Raw genomic sequence first — 21976 nt, forward strand, 5'->3', positions numbered from 1 at the left:
GCCTTCTTGCGCTGCAATCAAAGTAGCACTTCGATCTTGCTCAGGTTATTACATGAAATTTGAAAAATTAGGCCAGTCGGGGCGCGCCCGTCGTGGTCGACTTACTTTAGAACATGGTGTGGTTGAAACCCCTGTGTTTATGCCAGTGGGTACTTATGGTACGGTTAAAGGCATGCTCCCGCGTGACATTGAAGAAATTCAAGCACAGATTATCTTAGGAAATACCTTCCACTTGTACTTACGTCCAGGTTTGGAAGTGATTAAAGAACATGGTGGTCTGCATGAGTTTATCCAATGGGATAAACCAATTTTGACTGACTCAGGCGGTTTCCAAGTGTTTAGCTTGGGCGCAATGCGTAAAATCAAAGAAGAAGGTGTGACCTTCCGCTCTCCGATTGATGGTTCAAAGGTGTTCTTGTCTCCAGAAATTTCAATGGAGATCCAACATGTATTGAACTCAGATATCGTGATGATTTTTGATGAATGTACCCCTTACCCTGCCACGCATGAAGAAGCGCAAAAATCATTGCAGCTTTCTTTACGCTGGGCGAAACGTTGTAAAACTCACCACCATGATGCGCTTAACAATAAAAATGCCTTATTCGGCATTATTCAAGGTGGGATGTACGAAGACCTGCGTGACGAGTCACTCAAAGGCTTGTTAGAAGTTGGTTTTGATGGTTATGCGATTGGCGGTCTTTCGGTCGGCGAACCGAAAGAAGAAATGATCAAGGTGCTTGATTATTTACCTAACAAAATGCCGCAAGACAAACCGCGTTACTTAATGGGTGTAGGTAAACCAGAGGATATCGTGGAAGCGGTTCGCCGTGGTGTCGATATGTTTGACTGTGTGATGCCAACCCGTAATGCCCGTAATGGTCATTATTTTGTTACCGATGGCCTAGTCAGAATCCGTAATAGTAAATATCGCCATGATAAAGGGCCTTTAGACCCACATTGTGATTGCTACACTTGTAAAAACTTTACTCGTGCCTATTTATATCATTTAGAGAAGTGTGGTGAGATGCTGGCATCAATGCTTGGCACCATCCACAACTTGCGTTACTACCAACGCCTGACGCAAGGTATGCGTGATGCATTGGATAATGGCACATTTGATGAGTACGTTCAGGACTTTTATGCCCGTCGTGGATTAGAAGTTCCAGCATGTCCAGAAGACTAAGCGGAACGATTTGCATCAAGATTTGCGCCTGATCGCAAGACAAGGTACATTGCAAAACGAATTGGGATTTATTGTTAATTTTTTGCCTTTTAATTTTAGGAAATCGAAATGAGTTTTTTCATCTCTACTGCTCACGCTGCACCTGCTGCGGCACAAGGTCCAAGCCTTATGGCAAACTTATTGATGATCGCGGTATTCATCGCAATCTTCTATTTCTTGATCTGGAGACCTCAAGCAAAACGTGCTAAAGAACACCGTTCTTTAATCGAAAGCTTGGGTGTAGGCAGCGAGATCGTGTTTGCTGGTGGTTTAATGGGGAGAATTACCAAACTTGAAGGTGACTTTGCAGTTGTTGAACTCACTCGAGGTGTTGAGGTAAAAATTCAACGTGCGAGTGTCATTTCAGTATTACCTGAAGGCACATTAAATAACCTTTAATCATAAAATAGTCGTGCCTCAGCACGACTTTTTCATTTAAGAAGAAAGCGAATGCGTTACCCTGCATGGAAATATTTACTGATCCTTGTGGTACTTGTGATCAGTACGTTATATGCACTTCCAAGTCTGTATCCAGATGAACCTGCTGTCCAAATTTCGGGGGCAAAAGCAGGCACCAAAATTGATCAGACGATCGTGCAAAAAGCTGAGCAGATTTTAAAAACTGCCAACATTAGCAGTCACGACAATAGCTTTACCAATAACGCGGCATTATTACGTTTAAGCTCTTCTGAAGCGCAGTTAAAAGCCAAAGAAGTGTTACGCCGTGATTTAGGTGATGACTATGTAGTTGCACTCAACCTTGCACCGACCACACCTGAGTGGTTGCAAAAGATTGGGGCGAAACCGATGAAACTCGGTTTGGACTTACGTGGCGGTGTACACTTCTTGCTCGAAGTCGACATGGATAAAGCAATTAGTCAGCGTATGGAAACATCAGCGACTGATTTGCGTCGTCAATTCCGTGATAACAAAATCAAATTTAACAACCTTGCGTTAAGTAACAACACCATTACCGTCCAGTTTGCCAGCAATGCAGACCGTGATGCAGCGGCTGATTTTTTACGTCGCAATGGTAATGAATTTACTCAACAAGCGGTTGCAACCTCATCTGGTGCAACTTTAAGACTGAATTATACCGACACTCGTCGTCAGGAAATTCAATCTTATGCAGTGAATCAAAACTTAACCACTTTACGTAACCGTATTAACGAACTCGGTGTGGCTGAAGCACTGGTACAAACCCAAGGTAGCAACCGTATTGTGGTTGAATTACCGGGTGTACAAGATACCGCAGAAGCAAAACGTGTCTTGGGTCGTACGGCGAATCTCGAGTTCCGTTTAGTCGCGGATAGTAATGATCAATATATTGACCCATATACAGGGAAATATAATGGTCAGCCGCTTCCTCCTGGTACTGAAGTCTTTGCTTATCAGTCTTTAGACAGTGGTCGTCAATTGCTGTTACAGCGTAACCGTATTTTGACCGGTGAACGTGTTCAAAATGCAAGTTCTGGCTTTAGCCAAGACTCTGGTGGTGCTGAAGTAAACATCACCCTAGACTCTTCTGGCGGTAAGTTGATGGCTGATGCGACACGTGGTGCTGTCGGCAAACGTATGGCCGTTTTGTTTATCGAGAATAAACAAAAGATCTCTTATGTTGCTGATCCAAACACAGGTGTTCAAACTGAAGTTCGCACCCCATATACCGAATCTGTAGTGATCAACGCTGCGACGATCCAAGCGGTATTGGGTTCACAATTCCGTATTACTGGTCTAGATTCACCACAAGAAGCGGCTGAGCTTGCCTTGATGCTTCGTGCAGGTGCTTTGGCTGCGCCGATGTACTTCGTTGAAGAACGTGTCGTGGGTCCAAGCCTTGGTCAAGAGAACATTGATAAGGGCGTATTATCAACCCAAATCGGTTTCTTGCTGGTTGCGATCTGGATGATCGTGTTCTTCCGTCTATTCGGTTTAATCGCGAACTTTGCCTTGGTCTTTAACCTTGCCATGATCTTAACGGTAATGTCTTGGATTGGAGCTTCCCTCACCTTGCCGGGTATTGCAGGTATCGTAATTACCATTGGTATGGCGGTTGATGCCAACGTCCTGATCTGTGAACGAATACGAGAGGAAATGCTCTGGGGCGCCTCGCCCAAACAGGCGATTGTGGCCGGTTATGATCGGGCCTATAACACCATTCTTGACTCGAACTTAACCACGTTCATTGTTGCGTTTATTTTATTCGCGATTGGTACAGGTCCGATCAAAGGCTTCGCAGTCACCTTGATGATTGGTATTATTTGTTCGATGTTTACTGCAATTACAGTAACCCGTGCAATCGTACAGCTCATTTATGGCAAACGCCGTAATTTGAACAAGTTGAGTATTTAAGGAGATTCACATGACTGATCTGACTCAACAAGACTCAAAGCAATACGGTCGCCCAGATGATCTAAAAATCATCCCATTCATGAAGATTGCCACACCTGCGGCCATCTTCTCGATCCTGATTACCATTGCCAGTATCTTCTTTATCGTAACGAAAGGTCTTAATCTTGGTTTGGACTTTACCGGTGGTATTTCGGCTGAATTAAACTACAAGCAAGGGGTTCAACCTGCGCAAGTGGTGCAAGCACTCGATCGTGCAGGTTTTAAAGATGCTGTGGTACAAACATTAGGCAGTAGTACTGATCTCATCGTACGTATGCCAGTACAAGAAGACCTGAATGTTGAAGACCTGAGCAATAGCATCACTAAAGCGGTTCAATTGCCGAATAACACCGTAGAAGTTCACAAAGTGGACTCTGTCGGTGGTGCAGTGGGTAATGAGCTGTATGTACGTTCTGCGGGTGCAGTTGCGCTGGCATTGATCTTAATGTTGATCTATGTCACCGTTCGCTTTGAGTTTAAAATGGCAGTCGGCGCTGTAATGTCATTATTCCATGACATTATCATCATTTTTGGTGCCTTTGCGCTGTTCCAGTGGCCATTCGACTTAACCGTACTTGCGGCTGTACTTGCGGTAATCGGTTTCTCGCTCAACGATAACATCGTTGTATCGGACCGTATCCGTGAAAACTTCCGTAAGATTCGCGGTGCTACACCTCGTGAAATCGTAGATATCGCCTTAACAGAAACTTTACGTCGTACCATCCATACCTCGATGACCCTATTACTCGTGGTCCTTGCCATGATGTTCTTAGGCGGTGATGGCTTACACTGGTTCTCTATGGCAATGTTTGTCGGTATCTTTGTTGGTACTTACTCATCGATCTATATCGGTACAGCATACGCTTTATGGCGCGGTCTGAATCGTCAGGACTTTATTGTTCAAGTTAAACCTGAATTTGAAGAAGATCAGATTCCTTAAATCTGTTCTTCTTGAAACTAAAAATGCCAGCGAAATGCTGGCATTTTTGTATGGGTATCAAAGCAAATCAGAACTTAAACAGACGTTTATCATCCATGTTTTCACATACAGTTGCACTGAATTATCCTTTCATTAATGGATAATCATAATCTCCCCACTTGCTGGTTTGAATGCCTAAACCATGCAAGCTTTCAATCAGTTTTACCGCAGCCCGAACCCCATCAATAATCGGAATACCAAGCTCTAGACTGACCTGATCAGCCATCTCGGCCATGCCACCACAGCCCAATACAATTGCACCAATCCCATCATGCATTTTAGCTTGCTGACAGCTTGCCAATAATTTTTCATAGGCAATTTGCTTATCATGTTCCAATGCCAATACCGGTAGATCTATGCATCGAATCTGTGCACATTTTCGCTCAAACCCATATTGCTGCAATAAATGTTCAGCAATAATTTTGGTTCGGGCTAAGGTGGTCACAATCGAAAATTTTGTTGCCACCAAACTGGCCATGTGAAATGCAGCTTCAGCAATACCAATCACTGGCGCTTGAGCCAATTCTCTGGCCGCATGCAAGGCGGGATCGCCGAAACAGGCGATGATATGCCCATCGACCTGCTGTGCTTTCCCTTGTTGAATCAGCTCCAGTACACCCACGGCCGAAATTGCCTCATCATAATGCCCTTCAATCGATAACAGCCCTTTCTCAGGAGACTGGACTATAATTTCGGTATCTGCCGCGGCCACCCGACGTGCAGCCTCAGCAATCGATGCGGTCATTTCGACACAGGTATTTGGATTAATGATCTGAATTCGAGTCGCGTTTCTCATTTCTGCACATTTTTAATTCAAAAAATAAGATTGATCATATTTCAATCCAACTGGTCTGAACAGTTAAAATCTAAAATTAAATATTTAAACAAATATAATCAATTAATTAATAATAAATTTAAACCAATAAAAAGAAGTTGGCTTAATTTCTGCATCACTGGTCTGAACAGTTGTTTATCTTGAAGACCCGTCATGAGCGATAACCCGAACTATAGTCCTAAACTCTCCAATGCAGATCTCATCCCTGCGCAACAAAATTGGACTTGGTACAACATCTTTTCCTTTTGGATGTCCGATGTGCATAGTATGGGCGGCTATGTGGTCGCAGCGAGCTTATTTTCACTCGGTCTTGCCAGCTGGCAAGTTCTGCTTGCCTTACTCATTGGCATCGTGATTGTTCAAGTTGCGGCGAACTTGGTCGCAAAACCCAGTCAAATTTCAGGGGTTCCCTATGCCGTCATCTCTCGCCAAGCCTTCGGGATTTATGGGGCCTATATTCCTGCCTTAATTCGCGGCCTGATTGCAGTTTCATGGTACGGCATTCAAACCTGGTTGGCATCCAATGCCCTGATGATGATTCTACTTAAGTTCTATCCAGCCTTACACCCGCTTACACTGACAGAGTTTGCAGGTCTAAGTACGATTGGCTGGATCTGTTTTGGTTTTATTTGGGCGATACAAGCATTGGTTTTCTGGAAAGGCATGGACACCATCAAGGTCTTCATCGATTGGGCAGGTCCAATGGTCTATGTGGTGATGTTAGCGCTGGCATTATGGTTGGTGTGGAAAGCAGGTTGGCATAATATTTCCCTTAATCTCAGTGATAAACAGCTCAGCGCCAATCAGCAGATCATGCAAACCATTGTGGCCATTGCATTGGTGGTGTCTTATTTCTCAGGTCCCTTACTCAACTTTGGTGATTTCTCCCGTTATGGCAAAGATATGCAACAAGTCAAAAAAGGGAACTTTTGGGGACTGCCGTTTAACTTTATTTTCTTTGCCATCATTGTGGTGATGATTGTTTCAGGTACCTTTAGTGTTTTTGGAAAAATGGTACATGATCCACTCGAAACGGTTGCCATGATCGATAACGGATTGGTGGTGGTGCTCGGTTTATTGACGGTATTAACCGCGACTATTGGCATTAATATTGTGGCGAATTTTGTTTCGGCAGGTTTTGATTTTTCTAATCTCGCGCCTCGTTTTCTTAATTTTCGCAGAGCAGGCATGATTGCAGCGATCGGTTCCATCTTTATCACCCCATGGAATTTATTTAACTCCCCAGAACTGATTCACTATACCCTTGATACTTTAGCGGCTTTTATCGGTCCACTGTTTGGTATTCTACTTGCTGACTTTTATCTGATTAACAAACAGAAAGTTCGGGTCGATGACTTATTTAGCGATCAACCCACAGCAGCCTATTACTATCAAAAAGGCATCAATAAAAAAGCGGTGATGAGTTTAGTGGCAGCAGTCAGTATCGGCCTGCTGTTGGTTCTTATTCCGAGTTTTCAGTTCTTGGCACCCTTCAACTGGTTTATTGGCGTTATGCTTGGCAGCAGTTTTTACTATCGCCTCTCTCGGGAAAGTGTCGTTTTAAAAGCAAAGAGTATCCATCATCAGCAAAGCTTAAATCTTCCTCAAAACCATCAATGACTGCATTGATGGTGGTTGTTCTCTAATGCTGAATGATCTGAATTTTTGGAAACTGAAAACCTCGGCAAGACTGCTCTGCCCGCCATGCAATGGTGACCACGATTTTCTGGTTCAGGATAAAGTTCTGGTAAGCAAAAGTGCCAATCAATGGATGCGAACACATGCCGCCCTGATCAGAGGGATGCACCTGCGTATTCAAACTATTCAGGTCTAAACGAATACCAAGACCTGACGCTTTCAAGACCGCCTCTTTGGTGGTCCAGACCCGCAGCCAATATTCTGGGTCCTGATCTTGCTGCAGCCAAGTTTGGTATTCTTCGGCATGAAAGGCATGTTGTGCCAAGGCATCAAAACGTACTTTCCGATCGAGTTCCTCGACATCAATCCCAAGATCTTTGACCCGTTCACTCATGGCCAAGGCATAATATTGCTGGCTATGGGTATGGTTAAAATGCAGTGCATGCGAACTTAAAAAGGGCTTACCATGTTCATGTTTGGAAAAACTGAGCGCCGCAACATCACTTTGCAGTCGTTGCGCCAACAGATGATTACGGTAGTCCCTGATTTGCTGTTTTTTATAATGGTTAAAGCTGCTTAAATCAGCAAAATCAGTTTTAGGCTTTTCAAGCAGTTGTGCCAATGCCTGAACATGGATTTCAATTTCACGTAGCGTCATTGGCTCAACCTGATCCAATCACTTAAAACTTCACAATATCGCCTTTCAGTGCAACGCTCGCCACTGCCATACCTTTATAGCATTGATAAGTGGTCGAATTTTGTGATTCATTCTTTTTAAAATAACTCACGATATTGGTCACTGCATTGGCACCACGCGCTTTTGCTGCTTTGTCTAACTGGATTAATGCCGAACGAAGCACCCAATCACATGACTTTTCAGCTGACTTACCAAAACCATTGGTTTTCTGATTGGTGACGATATCTTGTTCTAATACTTTTCCACCTGATTTGGTACCTTTAAGATAAAACTTGACCGTTCCATCGAGGGTTCCATCAGCAACTGCACGGTCTACCGCCGCTTTAAAATCCAGATTATGCACGGTATCTGCAGCTTGAACAGATGCAGCAAAACCAGCTGTTAATACAGTTGCTAAGAATAATTGTTTGATTGACATTATGATGCCCCTTGCTTGTTATGTTGTTCGTTTAAAAATAAGTGAGGTATTAATCCCACCAAAAGCGAAGTTATTACTCATCATGATATTGATCTCACTCGCCCTCACTTGCTGAGTAATATAATCTAAATCACCACATTGTGGATCAATTTCATCCAGATTCAAGGTTGGAATCAATTCCCCACGCTGCATCATTTCTATACCCAACCAAGCTTCAATTGCCCCACACGCCCCCAAGGTATGCCCAAAATAACTCTTTAATGAGCTGATGGGTTTACGCCCTAAAATCCTTGCCGTAGCTTGGCTTTCAGCAATGTCACCTTGATCGGTTGAAGTACCATGCGCATTGACGTAGTCAATCTGGCTGGCATCCAGTTGGGCATCTTTCAATGCCATTTGCATGCATTGCCCCATCCGCTCACTATCAGGCTTGGTCACATGCTGCCCATCGGTATTGCTCGCATAGCCAATGATCTCCGCGTAAATGGTGGCGCCGCGCTGCTTGGCATGTTCATATTCTTCAAGAATCAAACAACCAGCGCCCTCGCCAATCACCAAGCCGTCTCGTCGTGTATCAAACGGTCGTGGTGATTTTTCAGGATGATCATTCATCCCACTGGTCGCCAATAAAACATCAAAAACGGCGGCACCTGCGGCACTCAGCTCTTCCGCCCCACCGGCCAACATCAAGGTTTGTTTACCGTACTTAATCGCTTCATAGGCCTGACCAATCGCCATTGAACCTGAGGTACATGCACTCGAGGTTGGCAAGGTAAGCCCTTTCAAGCCGAAATAAACGGTCATGTTCACAGCACTGGTATGCGACATCATGCGGATATAGGTGGTGGCATTGATCTTACTCATGTCTTGATCAATCAGCATATTGCCAAACTCGCGCACCGCATCCACACTGCCTGCAGATGAGCCAAAGGCCACGCCAGCCTCACCGCTGCTCAATATCTCATGACCGATTAAGCCTGCATCTTGCAAGGCATTCTCAGCACTGATGACCGACATTAACGCAACACGTCCCATGCCTCGTGTCACCTTACGGTTAAAATGCTTGGCGACTTGAAAATCTGTCACTGGGCCTGCAAGCTTGGTTCTTAAATCTGGATATTGCTCCCACTCGGACATATAGCAAATACCGCTTTTACCCGCATGAAATTGGGCAAAGATGTCATCCGCATTTTCACCCAGCGAGGTAATTCCTGCCATGCCTGTAACCACAACACGCTTCATCAAATCAGTCCTCCATTGACCGAAATCACCTGACGGGTAATATAAGAGGCTTCATCAGAACAGAGAAATTTCACCACAGCCGCCACTTCATCCACCTGCCCCATGCGCTGCATTGGAATCATTTTTAATGCATGCTCTTTGACTTCATCAGTGACCATTTCCGTTTCAATCAGGCCAGGTGCCACACAGTTCACCGTGATTTTGCGCTTGGCCAACTCCAAAGCCAATGCCTTGGTTGCCCCAATCAAGCCTGCTTTTGCTGCACTATAATTCACCTGTCCACGATTACCCATAATGCCTGAGACCGAAGAAAGCGTCACGATTCGCCCACCTTTGCGTAGGTGAATCATCGGCATGATCAAGGGTTTAAGCACATTATAAAAACCGTCTAAAGAGGTCGAAATGACCTCATCCCAATCCTGATCTGTCAATGCAGGGAAAGCACCGTCATGGGTGAGACCTGCATTCAGTACCACGCCATAGAAAGCGCCATGCTGTTCAACATCTTGTTCTAATAAGCTTTTGACATGCTCACGTTCATTCACATCAAATAATAAATAATGGCTGTTTTGCCCAAGCTTGTGAATCTGCTCAACCACCTGAGCTGCCTCAGCCTCACGTGAACGGGCGTGAATGGTCACGTCAAAACCCGCCTGAGCCAATTGTAATGCGATTGCTTTACCAATGCCACGGCTTGAACCCGTGACCAATATTCTTCTACTCATTGTTGTTCCTAAAACTATAATGCCAATGTCGATTGATCAGTCGGTTCATAAACACTGAGTAAGGCACTGATCACCTGCTCAGCACCATCAATCTCGCAAGAAAACTGCCCCAGGCCTTCATGCAGATATTGCTGCTCGACCCGAATTCTTAAGGTCTGTCCAAGCGCAAAATACGCAAAGGGTAACTGCAGCTTGCGTGTTCCCAACAAAAACCCCACTTTTGGTGCTTGCTGTAATTGTTGCCCCATCCAACCTGAATAGGCACTAATGGTTTGCGCCATAATTTCAATACTTGTCCATGTCGGTAAACCCGCCGCCTCACAGAACATTAATTCAGGACGAATGGTCAATTCGGCAATCGCATAACCGTCTTTGACTTCGAGCAAATGATCAATAAAGACCATAGGTTGTTGATGTGGAATATATTCAATCGCATCTAATTTCATTTAGTGCTGCACCCCAAATAACAAGCTGATATTGCTGCCGCCAAAGGCAAAAGAATTACTCAACACATAACGAATATTCTCGGTCTGCCGAGCATCTGTGACATAGTTTTGATCCGCCAACTTAGGATCAATCTCAACCTGTTGATGCAAAGGCAAGCCGCTTTGATCTTTTAACAGTTGAGTACAGATAAAAGCTTCTATCGCACCCGCCGCTCCCAAACAATGTCCAGTTTTATGCTTGGTGCTACTTAAGGACACATTCAAGCCTTGAAAGACTTGTCGAACAGCTTTGATTTCCATCGCATCATTTTGCGGTGTGGCAGTTCCATGCAAATTGATATATCCCACCTCTTGCGCTGTTATCGCTGCACTGTCCAACGCGCGCTGCATCGCGGTCGCTGCACCTAGACCTTCAGGATGCGGCGCAGAAATATGCCATGCATCCATCGATTCACCCACACCATATAACATGATCGGTGCGGAGGCTTTGGTCAGTAAAAATAAAGCCGCGGCTTCGCCAATATTAATACCATCACGATTGATACCGCAGGGTTGGCAAATATCTGCCGATAAACTTTCCAAACTGTTAAAACCATTTAAGGTCAGTTGGCATAAGGTATCCACCCCACCGACCAATACGGCATCAGCTAAGTCCGCCTGAATTAAACGTTGCCCTGCGGCAAAGGCTTTGGCGCTGGAAGAACAGGCTGTCGAAATGGTATAAGCAGCGCCCTGCCAGTCTAGATAATGTTGCAGAGCTTTTGCCAGACAACCCATTTCTTGCGGTTGATGCATAATTTCAATGGCAGCATTCCCATCAAAATACTGTTTCAGTAACAGCTCACTGTCGGATATTCCCGAAGTCGAGGTACCCATTACAATACTTAAACGAGTTGGATCAATGCTGGCAATCTGCTGTTGAAGTTCTGTCTCAATTTTTTGCAGCGCAGTCAAAGCAAAGCGCAGATTCCGCGAGTCAAATCGACTTAGCGATTCAGGCACAGTCTCAATCAATGCCTCTGCATAGCGTCCAACCCAAACAGCGCGATCCGCTAAAAAACCTGCTTCCCGTGTCAGGGTATTGTCAGTAGTCGTTAAACCTTCACGGATGTGCTGAATATCCTGACCTAATGCAGACAGCCCGACACTGATGGGAATACCGACTGCTTGCAACTGAGATAAAGATTGACTCATGGCTGCGCTCCTTGCTCAGATTGATCACCATTCAAGGTATTTTCAATCGGGCTCAAGGTCATGCGGTACGGTACCTGCAGATTATCAAGCTCAATGCTATTACCTTGAGTTTGAATCGCTAATACTGCCTTTCCAGCAATAAAAACTTGCTGTTGCGTTGCAGATTGTTGTACCTGAACAGACTGCTGTCCTAACTGAGCAAACTGAGGATAGGTTGCGAATAACAGATCTCGAACCACAAACTCAAAAGGCAGTAAACGCATCTGGTCAATGCGTTGCTGTACCTTGACCTGCTGTCCATCAAATTGCAATTGAAACAAAGGCTGTCCAGTTAAACCCAAAGCAAGCAGACTGAGTTGCTGACCTTGCTGCTGTTGATACAGTAAGAAGCTAAAGCTTTTATCCTTCCACTGCACTTCAACTTGGTCTTGTCGTTGATATTGCTGTGCTGGCCAATGACTGCTTTTCAGTCCTTGTGCATGTGGCGTCAGTTGACAGCCGCTCAACAGCAGCAAGCTACAGCACAATAAGTTGATCCAGATCCGTTGCATACTAAACCTCTAAGGCTTTCTCTTGCGCGACACCTTCACGGCAGTACTCAGCCAAGGTGCTTAAACGGCGTTTGGCATTTTTATGAATCGGATTTTGATCATCCCACGCATAACCTGCCAATAACGATGAAACCATCCGACGAATGTTGTCATTTTGATTGCTTGCGAATACCACATCCTGAAACTCGCCTTCGTACCAAGACTCGACATAAGCACGAAACACTTTAATCCCTTTACGCAGCGGTAATTCGTACTCCTGCATCCAATCCACCTGTTCACCTTGCAACACCCGATCAACTAAAGGAATTGCCAGACTGGAAGATTTTAATGCAATGGTCACACCCGATGAAAATACAGGATCGAGAAACTCGCCTGCATTGCCTAACAAGGCATAATTCCGACCTGCCAAATGTTTAACATTTGCCGAATAACCAACCAAGGTACGTACAGGCGTATCAAATTTCGCCTGTGCTAAGACCTGAGATAATGCAGGATCATCGGCTAGAATCCGTTTCAATAACAAATCTGGTTCATTCTGAGCAGCATCTTCAACCTGATAATGATCAAAGAAATCCTGCTCTGCCACCACACCAAAGGAAGCACGGCCATCAGCAAAAGGAATCAGCCAATACCAAGCACGGCGGTCTTTTTCATGCATGGTAATTAAAATTTTGTCACGGTCAAAATCAGCACGATCACCAATCCCATCTTCAATATGGGTAAACAAGGCACGACGCACTGGGAAATTGGATGGGCTTTCTAAATCTAAAAATTTCGGTAAGATACGACCAAAACCACTGGCATCCAATAAAAACTTGGCTTGAATCTGATAACGCTGCTGTGCCTCATCTAGCACGGTTAAAACTGGGTGTTCCACCTCAACATCGATCGCAACAACTTCATGTCCAAAACGAATATCTGCGCCGTATTGCTGCGCTTGTTGAGCCAGTAAGTGATCGAAATCAGCTCGGCGAACTTGCCAAGTGGTGCCAGGCCCTTCGCTAAATTTTTCAGTGAAATCATAATGGCTACGTTTTTCACCACACAAAAATGCCGCACCATTTTTAAACTGGAATGCGCGGGATTGAACATGTTCCCGTACAGTTTCTAATAAGCCTGCTTCTTCTAGAAACACCATGCACTGTGGCAACAAAGACTCACCAATCGAAAAGCGCGGAAAATATTGTTTTTCAATCACCGTGACCGCATAACCTTTTTGACGAAGCAAGGCTGCGGCTGAACTGCCAGAAGGTCCAGCACCAATAATCACCACATCGGCTGTTTGTATCATCATTGCCCCCAAAAAATTAAAATTTTTAATGCTCTTCTAAATTCACAATATGGTGCTGATCAGCTGGTGTAAGCAAAGTTGCATAAACAAATGAAAAGATCACACCCAATAAAACGGTTAGACCAAAGCAATGAATCGCATAAGTATGACTCAATGATAAGAGCCCAAAGCCCAATAAGGTCGACATCATACACAAAAACAGCGCCATGCCAACCACCTGTGGATGGTCATGTCCATGCCGATAGAAAATTGCATAATCCACACCAATCCCAATGATCAAGAAGGTTCCCATAATACTGAACAAGTTAATTTCCACACCCAACCATGCCTGTACCGCAAAGGTACTGATCAGCGCCAAAGTCACAGGCAAAACCAGCGGCATAATCGAACGCTTGCCATAGACTAAGCCCAAACCCAGCGCCAATCCAAATAAGGCATAGATCAATAAATGCTGCGCTTGCTGACGATGCTGTGCAAACGCGCTAGACAGTGTGCTGACAGGTTGCTGGAAATCAATCTGTGCGGATTGCAATTGCTGTAATCGCTGCGCCTGTTTAACCCCACGGACCATGACCAGACGCTCGGTAGGACTGAGCTGTAAAAATGCCAAGGGATGTTGTTGAAACACCTGTGCTGTGAGTAAAGGTTGCTGCTGCAATTGTTGTTGCCATTGCAGTAGATCCGCAAAATTTAAACCCATGCTTTCCGCATACTTTTTCAATGCGGTTGCAGGAATCTGCTGAAGTAGTTGCACATTTTGTTGCTGCTGGGCCAAAGGAGGAATCCATTGTCCCAAAGCTTGAAAACCGTCAATCTGCCCCTGAGTTTGCAATTGCTGCAATTGATCAATCAATTGTGCTTCCTGCTGCTCAAGCTCAGCACTGGAGTGTGCACGCACAACAAAATAATCACTGCTTTGCTGCTGGGCAAACAAGGAACGAATATATTGATCTTCCTGTTTCAGCTTGGCATCCATACTTTGCAAGTTTCGAATATCATCATTGGATTGCAAAGCAAATAGGCTGCCTCCTCCAATCAGCAAGATACTCAAAATAAAGCCATAACGTAGTTTTTGATGTTGCTGAAACCATTGTCTGGCCATTCCAATCCAAGCTAAGCGTCGAATTGCAGCTTGTGCATTCAGCGGAGCTAAGCGCGGTAGGAGCAATACACTAGTGATCCAGGCAGCGACCAAACCGACAATTGAAAACACCGCAATTTGCCTAAAGGCTGGAAACGGCGTAAAGCTCAGAAAAATATAGGCCACAACCGTGGTCATTAAGCCCATAAATAAGCTTGGCAGCAACGGTCTAAGAATCCTAAAGCCATCCAGTTTACGGTGCTGCGATTGCATTGCCATAAAATAGAAAGAGAAATCGACACACACCCCGATCAGACTGGCGCCAAAGACCAAAGTCATCAGATGGATTTCGCCAAACACCAGATGTGTCACCGCAAATGCCAGTAAGCTCCCCGTCGACACCGCAATAAATTCAGTCATGAGTGGCCGGAATGAACGAAAGCCAAACCAAACCAACAGGATCAAGCCCAAGGTTGAACCGAGGCCAATGGTTGAGATTTCCTGCTTGGCCGACTGGGTTCCATAATGAGAAAATAAAATGGTCCCCGTCCAATGCGATTGAACCTGCAACTTACTCAGCTCGGGCTGTAGCTGCTCAATCCAAGCATTGACCTGTTCCTGATAATCAATGTTATAAGGACTCTGTTTTAATTGCAGAACCAATAAGCGTGAGGTCTTTTGCTCATCATGAATGGTTGCAAAACCATCTTCCAGCTCAACATTGCTTGAAAGCTGATTGGCCACACTCAACATATAGCGTGGAAACAGCAATAAAGGGTCTTGCTGTAATGAGGTCGCGGTAATCGGCATCCCGACACTCATTAACTGCATCAGGCTTTGTTCGGTCAGTGCCTCATAATCCTGCTGTTGCAAAAACTGTCGGTCTTGTTGATTCAGCAAACCTGCCCGATGTTGATATAGCTGTTTGGAAAACTGTGCTAAATCCAACTGTGGTCGAAGCGGTTGCCACAGGTCACTGTGTAGTAACTTCTGTTGAAACAACTGAGTAGCTTGCGCTAAGGCCTGTTGATCCTGACTTTCTAAAACAACAAAGACTTTTTCATTGAGCTGATCACTCATATATTGCTGTGTTTTAGCAAGCTCAGGATTTTTTTGCGTTTCAGGCAGCAAAGCAAAAATATTGGTCTGGATATGGATCTCTTTTTTGACCCATGCCACTGCCAGCGCAAGTCCAACAATGGTTAAAAGAACTAACCAGATGGCAGTAAATTTATTTTGCCAATTGGAAAAGCGCATCTTCAGCAGCCGTCAGTTGATTCGGTTGAGTGGTTTGATTACGGAATAAAATCGTGGTGCTATTATTGGCCTGTTCTTGAATCACAATCTTATTCACATACTGTTGTCCTTGCGCATCAATTCTCAGGAACAACTTTTTAAATAGCGCTGATTTAGGTGTTAACGCGATATTCCATCCTGTCGGGCTGTAATTGGCGGATAACACATTAAAATTCTTCGCCAAAGCTTTATCATCACCCGACATCAGTTGCAAAAATAAGGTCGCAACCGAACTATAAGGCGATTGGTCAATCTGGATCTGGCTATAGGTTCGTTGTGTTTTCTGGATGAGTTTCTTTTGGGTTACGATCAAATCTGCTTGCACAGGTCGTTTAATTTGCCAAAGTACACCATTTGATTTCGCAAAGGTCAGTGTGCCATTGGAAACAAAAGTCTTGTTTAAACTTGCCAACTTTTTTTGCTGTTCAAAATCGGCGCGAATGAGTTCACTTTTAGCAAGCTGATTAAAAATTGTCGAGACCTGATCCGCATGTGCCGATACGGAAACACTCAAGCTAAACAATACACTAACAACACTGAGTAATAACCAGCAAGCACGCTGTTGCATCAATGCAACAAGTCGATTGAGATTCAAAAAACCAGAATTAACCATGCGGGTGCTCCTTAAACGCATCCCATGCATTTAAACAATCCAATAAAATTTGCGGTGACTGGAAACACATTTCTCGGGTCTCCATATTCACAGCCACTTGCGTGGTATAGCCTTTGGTTAAACGTCGTCCAGTGTTCGCATCAAGAATCAGATATTCAATTTTTAAACGGTTTTCCCATTCTTTTAAAATCGCACGAACTTTAATTTTCTGTTCAAACTCAATCCCCTGCACATAACGCACATGGCTTTCAATCACAGGCCACGCATAGCCCGATGCTCTCATCTGGTTATAGTTATAATTAAACTGTTCCAATAACTTACAACGTGCAATTTCGAAATACTTTAAATAATGCCCATGCCAGACCACATTCATGGTATCCACATCATGAAACGGGATTTCAATGATTACATCTGCCTGCATCTGCCGCTCCTAGACCTGTTGCTGGAATTGATTGAACAATTCAAAGTTGTCGAAACGATCAATAATCTGTTGTAGTTCAGTTTGTAAAGGACGATCTTCTTGCAGTAGTGCAAAACTTTGTAAGGTCCACTCAACAAAAGCTTTTAAAGGCGGGCTTAGTTGAGATTCAACACCTTTCAAATGCACGGCCTGTACACTGGCACAGCATAAGGCCGCCAAAACCTGCTGCGTCAAGGTAATGACCCGAGTCGCATCTCGGGCGGCAATGGTCCCCATACTGACTTTGTCTTGGTTATGGCATTCGGTCGAGCGTGAGAAAATAGACGCGGCCAAGGTATGCTTCAAGGCTTCAGCGGTCCAAGCCGAAACCCCAATTTGTACCGCTTTAAAACCATGATTCAAAGGCAGGCGCTCGGCACTGGCACCCGTTAAATTGCGTGCTAAGCCATGATTCATTTTATGGTCGACTAGCTGTGCAATTTGTCGGTCCATCAAGTCGGCAATATTGGCGATCATAATCTTCAAACTGTCCATAGCTTGCGCAATATGCCCGCCATAGAAATGCCCGCCATGCAGCACCCGTAAATTCACAGGATCAATCAGCGGATTATCATTGCTGGAATTTAATTCATTTTCGATAAATTGACGCAACCATGTTTTTGAATCTTCAAACACACCAATAATATGCGGCGCACAGCGTAAAGAATAACGATCTTGTAAACGTGGACTTTGGTGTGCTGTCTGCACTTCACTGTTTAGCCATTCACGTAATTGCTGGGCAATCTGCTGCTGACCTTGATGCGGTTTTTGGGCAAATAAGACTTCATCAAAATGACTTGGATTACCTTCTAAGGCCAACACATTCAAAGCGGTAATCAAGGTACTGGCCAATGCCACCTGCTCTGCTTTTTTATAGTTTAAGCAGGCAATCGCCGTCATCACCGCGGTACCATTCATCAGTGCCAAGCCTTCTTTAGGGCGTAACACCAAGGCGTCCAAGCCTTGCTCTGCATAGACTTGTGCAATCGGCACAATCTTGCCTTGTGCATAGACATCACGCTCACCAACCAAAGCACCTGCAATATAGGACAGAGGCGTCAGATCACCACTTGCCCCGACAGAGCCTTCCGATGGAATCACTGGAATAATGTTTTCATTCAGCATCCAGACCAGACGCTCCAGCAAGGCCAAAGACACCCCCGAATAACCTCGTGCAAGTGAACAAAGACGAGTCACCACTACCGCACGGGCAGTGATCAAATCCAGATTTTCACCGAGACCGCAGCCATGAAAACGAGACAGATGCAAAGGCAATTCATTGACTTGATGCATCGGAATTTCAACCAGACATGAATCCCCATAGCCTGTGGTAACGCCGTAGATCACGCCTTCATCCAGCAACAACTGATCCAGAAAATCTGCACCGCACTGAATCAATTCACGCCAAGCTGTTGCTGTCGGTAAAGCCACTTGACGCTGTTGTCGAGCAACCGCCACCACATCTTCAATACTGAGTGGCTGCTCGCCGACAATCAGAACCGGCTTGAGCATTGCTTCACTTTGACTTGCATTCACGTTATTTTGTCCAAAACTGATAAAAATTAAACCATTGATACGGTGCCCGTAAGCAATGTTGTTCTAATACGGCGACATAGGATTGGGTGATCTGCTGCATGCTGCTTAATCGGGTTTTACGCGGTAAATCCACTTGCTTGGCAATCGCATGAATATGCACCTGAAACTTCTGCTGGACGCGATAACAAAATACGGCTAGCACCGGAACTTTGAGTAAATTGGCCAAAATCCATGCCCCTTGTGGTAATGCAGCCTCATGTCCCAAAAACTGGATGCTTTGCACTCGATCCGACTGCACAGGAATCCGATCCGCCGCCACGATCACCCACTCCCCCTGCTCCATCTTTTCCTGTAACAGCATCGCTGTTTCAATGCCAAGTTCATCCACTGCAATTAAATTGACATCAGCCTTATCATTAATTTTTTTTAAAAACTGATTAAATTGTGAGGCATGCTTTTGATACACCAGTACATTAATTTTTTGTGGGTGCTCTGACTTTAGCGCCCGCAGTAGCTCAATATTGCCAAAGTGCGACACCACAATAATCGCGCCTTTTTGATAGTGTTGCTGGAAGTGCTCATGCCCAAACAATTGCAGTTTTTGCTCGGGAATATGCCCTAACCAGCCCTCAATTTTATCCAGAATACACTCACCAAACTGCATAAAATGCGTATAGCTATTCATCCAGTTCGGCATTGCTGCAAACGGTGACTGAGCCCCTGCAAATTGATGCAAACGCTGTAAATATTGTAAAGAAGCCTGTCGAGCTGTTACCGCAAACAGCCAATACCACATAATAATAAAATACAGTACCACACGGCATAACCAACGTCCGCCACAGCGATAAAATCCAAGCATCAGCATCAGCGGCAACAGTCCGCCTCGTTCCTTAATCTGATGCCATGTGTCCTGCGAAGTTTGCGGTATCGTCATCAGTCCGCCTTAAACTTATGCCAAATCAGTTTTGGAAAGCGCAGCAGCATCCCTGCAAATAATCGAGCATGTGCCTGACTTAAGCCTAGATTATCACGCCACACATTAAAATGTGACACACCATGTTCAGGATAAATTACCCGTGTAGGCACATTCACAAAAGGGGTATCTTCCCATTTTAAGCGGACCAAAATTTCACTATCAAAACCCATTCGAGGTTGGAATTGAGCAGCATTGAGTACAGCTATGGTTTTCGCCAAGGGATAGACCCGGAAACCGCACATACTGTCTTTAATTTCGAAAGACAAGCTGTTTAACCAGACCCAGAAATGCGTGACATAACGTCCATACAGACGCTTTTTCGGCACTGAATCATCAAAGATCGGCTGTCCAATCACCATCGCTTGGGGATGTTGCTGCGACTGTTCGATAAATTTCGGCACATCTTCCCAGCAATGCTGACCATCCGCATCTAGTTGCAGTGCATGTGTCATTCCTAACTGGAAAGCATGTTGCAGCCCAGTCATGACCGCTTGCCCCTTGCCTTGGTTGGTCTGATGTTCCACTAGATCAACCAATGGATGCTGTTGTGCCAGTTGATGCAGAATCGCCGTACATTCGGCATCACTGCCATCATTGATGAGAATAATCGGACATTGAAATTGTTCCAGATACTCAACAAGATCAGCAAGATAGTGCGGATGATTATACACAGGAATAACAATGCCATAGTTCAACATCAGCGGACTCCTAAACCTGTTCAAGCGCAAACAATAAGCGCCCTGAAGCCAAGACCCGTTGCTCTGAGGTGATTTCAAAGCTGATTTTATGTAATTTACGACTTAATTTTAATTGCACCACAGCATAAGGACGAATCAGGTTTTGAAACTTCAATTGCTCAAACCCCTGACACCACTGTAAATCAGACCAACTATTCTTGGCAAACTGCTGAATAAAGCCAATTTGTCCCACACCCGGATAAATCGGTTGGGTTGGAAAATGCCCCTTAAAACATTCCAGTTCAGCAGGAAACTCAAGGCTGAAATACTGCTCATCCTGTTGTTGCCATTGCGATAACACGACAGGCTGTAACATTGGGCTAAATAATGCTTTTAAATAATTTTTATCCCGTTTTGACTGGGTATTTTGTGGAATCTGACTCAAAAAACGCCATTGTCGAGGAATGGCAATGCTTTCCAACTGATACTGTAACGGCTGCTTCAACTGTTTGACAAAAGCGGCTTTACCTATCGTCATTAATTGCTGTTGAGCCTCGGCACTGAGCACCACAATCGCCGCTAGAATTTGTCGATGCTGATGTTCAAGTAAGAGTGTGTGGCTTTGCTCTACTTCCTGCAAGGTATTCAAACTGTGCTCAATCGCATCCAGACTCAAGCGCTTTTCTTCCAACTTGATAATACGGTCCAAGCGACCTAAAAGTTTGAATTGCTTATTGTCGATCTTGATCCACTCAGCAGCATCGCCCGTGATGATCCAGCCAGACTCACCTGCATGGTTACTTCGCACCATGAGTTGGGTATTTGCAGCAATCTGAATCTCGACATTATTAAAAGCCGTCCATGCCGCATCATCATATTGACGATGTGCAATGCCTCCGGTTTCTGAGCTCCCGAGTACCTCAACAATCGGAACATTCAAATGTGGTCGGACGCCTGCATCTAATTTTCCACCCGAACTGAACACCAGTTCACACTGCTGCAAGATCAGATCCTGCGTCCAGCGTTTCAATAAAGCTGGACTGGAAATCAAGTAGTTGCTCCACCCTTGTTGGGCTAAACGCTGTTGAGCTTGAATGACGTCTTCAGGAAAAGCCAATTGCGGATTAAAAAAATGACATCCTGTTGCGAGTGGTAAAAGCAGTTTGAACAATAATCCATAAATATGCTGGTGACTGACTGTCGCAATGGCCACGCTTTTCTGGTTGAACTGAAAACTACTGGCTAAGCCAACCACTTCATTGAGCAGTTGCTTTAAAGTACGTTGAATCTTTTTCGGTTCGCCTGTTGAACCCGAGGTAAAGAATATGATCTCAGCCTGATTTAAAAAATCATCATCTTGTATACGAATCAGTTGCGAAAAGCTTTCGTCTACATTCACAGTCGCAGCAACAGGTTGACGGCTCAGAAAGTAAATCTGTTGCTGGGCCAATTGTTGTTCTAAATCTCGAACACGATTGGGAGGTAAAATGATTTTTTTATTGGCCAATAAGCCTGCAAAAAATAATAGCAAAAACTGGTAACTATCTTGTTCCCACAATGCCCAAGTCTCTTGGCTCAATCCCCTGATTGCGGCGGCTTGTTCAGCGACGTCTTGCCAAAAATCGGCATAAGAAATTGTTTTTAATTCAGAGCTAATACACAACGCATTCGCTGAATCAGCATCATTATAAAAAGAAATAGGCATAAT

At 44.6% G+C, this 21976-nt stretch carries 21 protein-coding genes; 5 read left to right on the forward strand and 16 right to left on the reverse strand.

Features of this window, described 5'->3' with window-relative positions:
• Positions 1-52: 52 nt before the first annotated feature.
• The 4 genes from tgt to secF all read left to right on the forward strand — a co-directional run bounded on the left by tgt (position 53) and on the right by secF (position 4553).
• On the forward strand, positions 53-1183 hold the full coding sequence (gene tgt / locus F902_RS20080; RefSeq protein ID WP_005206304.1) for a tRNA guanosine(34) transglycosylase Tgt: 1131 nt from the start codon (positions 53-55) through the stop codon (positions 1181-1183).
• Between the two features lie 108 nt (positions 1184-1291).
• Positions 1292-1621: a preprotein translocase subunit YajC gene (yajC, locus tag F902_RS20085; RefSeq protein ID WP_005206306.1), complete on the forward strand. Its 330-nt coding sequence runs from the start codon at positions 1292-1294 to the stop codon at positions 1619-1621.
• Positions 1622-1672: 51 nt separating this feature from the next.
• Positions 1673-3574: a protein translocase subunit SecD gene (gene secD / locus F902_RS20090; protein ID WP_005206308.1), complete on the forward strand. Its 1902-nt coding sequence runs from the start codon at positions 1673-1675 to the stop codon at positions 3572-3574.
• Between the two features lie 10 nt (positions 3575-3584).
• Entirely contained in the window at positions 3585-4553 is a 969-nt protein-coding gene (gene secF / locus F902_RS20095) for a protein translocase subunit SecF (RefSeq protein ID WP_005206310.1), read from the forward strand.
• Positions 4554-4674: 121 nt separating this feature from the next.
• Here the strand turns inward: secF and F902_RS20100 are convergent, their stop codons facing one another.
• Complete coding sequence (locus F902_RS20100; protein ID WP_005206312.1) at positions 4675-5388, reverse strand: aspartate/glutamate racemase family protein; 714 nt, start codon at positions 5386-5388, stop codon at positions 4675-4677.
• Positions 5389-5580: 192 nt separating this feature from the next.
• Between F902_RS20100 and F902_RS20105 the strand changes: the two genes are divergently transcribed.
• Positions 5581-7047, forward strand: coding sequence for an NCS1 family nucleobase:cation symporter-1 (locus F902_RS20105; RefSeq protein ID WP_005206314.1), 1467 nt, complete (start codon positions 5581-5583; stop codon positions 7045-7047).
• A 22-nt stretch (positions 7048-7069) separates the two neighbouring features.
• Here the strand turns inward: F902_RS20105 and F902_RS20110 are convergent, their stop codons facing one another.
• The 15 genes from F902_RS20110 to F902_RS20180 are packed head-to-tail and all read right to left on the reverse strand — an operon-like array spanning position 7070 to position 21973.
• Entirely contained in the window at positions 7070-7723 is a 654-nt protein-coding gene (locus tag F902_RS20110) for a 4'-phosphopantetheinyl transferase family protein (protein ID WP_005206316.1), read from the reverse strand.
• 22 nt (positions 7724-7745) lie between these two features.
• Positions 7746-8180 (reverse strand): hypothetical protein, encoded by a 435-nt coding sequence (locus tag F902_RS20115; RefSeq protein WP_004802690.1) that lies wholly within the window; start codon positions 8178-8180, stop codon positions 7746-7748.
• Between the two features lie 18 nt (positions 8181-8198).
• The gene (locus F902_RS20120) at positions 8199-9422 is read right to left on the reverse strand and encodes a beta-ketoacyl-ACP synthase (protein WP_005206318.1); all 1224 of its coding nucleotides are present in this window, start codon (positions 9420-9422) and stop codon (positions 8199-8201) included.
• Entirely contained in the window at positions 9422-10147 is a 726-nt protein-coding gene (locus F902_RS20125; protein ID WP_005206321.1) for a 3-ketoacyl-ACP reductase FabG2, read from the reverse strand. The genes F902_RS20120 and F902_RS20125 overlap by 1 nt, the downstream gene beginning before the upstream one ends.
• Before the next feature lie 14 nt (positions 10148-10161).
• Positions 10162-10593: a hotdog family protein gene (locus F902_RS20130; RefSeq protein WP_005206323.1), complete on the reverse strand. Its 432-nt coding sequence runs from the start codon at positions 10591-10593 to the stop codon at positions 10162-10164.
• A complete protein-coding gene (locus F902_RS20135) occupies positions 10594-11787 on the reverse strand; it encodes a beta-ketoacyl-[acyl-carrier-protein] synthase family protein (protein ID WP_005206325.1) in 1194 nt (397 codons plus the stop codon).
• A complete protein-coding gene (locus tag F902_RS20140; protein WP_005206327.1) occupies positions 11784-12338 on the reverse strand; it encodes a DUF3261 domain-containing protein in 555 nt (184 codons plus the stop codon). The genes F902_RS20135 and F902_RS20140 overlap by 4 nt, the downstream gene beginning before the upstream one ends.
• Position 12339: 1 nt before the next feature.
• Positions 12340-13629, reverse strand: coding sequence for an NAD(P)/FAD-dependent oxidoreductase (locus tag F902_RS20145; RefSeq protein ID WP_005206329.1), 1290 nt, complete (start codon positions 13627-13629; stop codon positions 12340-12342).
• A gap of 25 nt (positions 13630-13654) precedes the next feature.
• Complete coding sequence (locus F902_RS20150) at positions 13655-15967, reverse strand: MMPL family transporter (RefSeq protein WP_005206331.1); 2313 nt, start codon at positions 15965-15967, stop codon at positions 13655-13657.
• Positions 15942-16619 carry a LolA family protein gene (locus F902_RS20155; RefSeq protein ID WP_004802676.1) on the reverse strand — a complete coding sequence of 226 codons (678 nt, stop codon included), beginning with the start codon at positions 16617-16619 and terminating at the stop codon, positions 15942-15944. The genes F902_RS20150 and F902_RS20155 overlap by 26 nt, the downstream gene beginning before the upstream one ends.
• Positions 16612-17040, reverse strand: coding sequence for an acyl-CoA thioesterase (locus F902_RS20160; RefSeq protein WP_004802675.1), 429 nt, complete (start codon positions 17038-17040; stop codon positions 16612-16614). Before F902_RS20160 ends, F902_RS20155 begins: the two co-directional genes overlap by 8 nt.
• Positions 17041-17049: 9 nt before the next feature.
• A complete protein-coding gene (locus tag F902_RS20165) occupies positions 17050-18591 on the reverse strand; it encodes an HAL/PAL/TAL family ammonia-lyase (protein ID WP_026057562.1) in 1542 nt (513 codons plus the stop codon).
• A 25-nt stretch (positions 18592-18616) separates the two neighbouring features.
• On the reverse strand, positions 18617-19549 hold the full coding sequence (locus tag F902_RS20170) for an LpxL/LpxP family acyltransferase (protein WP_005206335.1): 933 nt from the start codon (positions 19547-19549) through the stop codon (positions 18617-18619).
• Positions 19549-20289: a glycosyltransferase family 2 protein gene (locus tag F902_RS20175; RefSeq protein ID WP_005206337.1), complete on the reverse strand. Its 741-nt coding sequence runs from the start codon at positions 20287-20289 to the stop codon at positions 19549-19551. Before F902_RS20175 ends, F902_RS20170 begins: the two co-directional genes overlap by 1 nt.
• 10 nt (positions 20290-20299) lie before the next feature.
• Entirely contained in the window at positions 20300-21973 is a 1674-nt protein-coding gene (locus F902_RS20180) for an ApeI family dehydratase (protein ID WP_005206338.1), read from the reverse strand.
• Between the last annotated feature and the right edge of the window lie 3 nt (positions 21974-21976).

Origin of the sequence: Acinetobacter higginsii, from assembly GCF_000369525.1 — a bacterium.
Lineage (GTDB): Bacteria > Pseudomonadota > Gammaproteobacteria > Pseudomonadales > Moraxellaceae > Acinetobacter > Acinetobacter higginsii.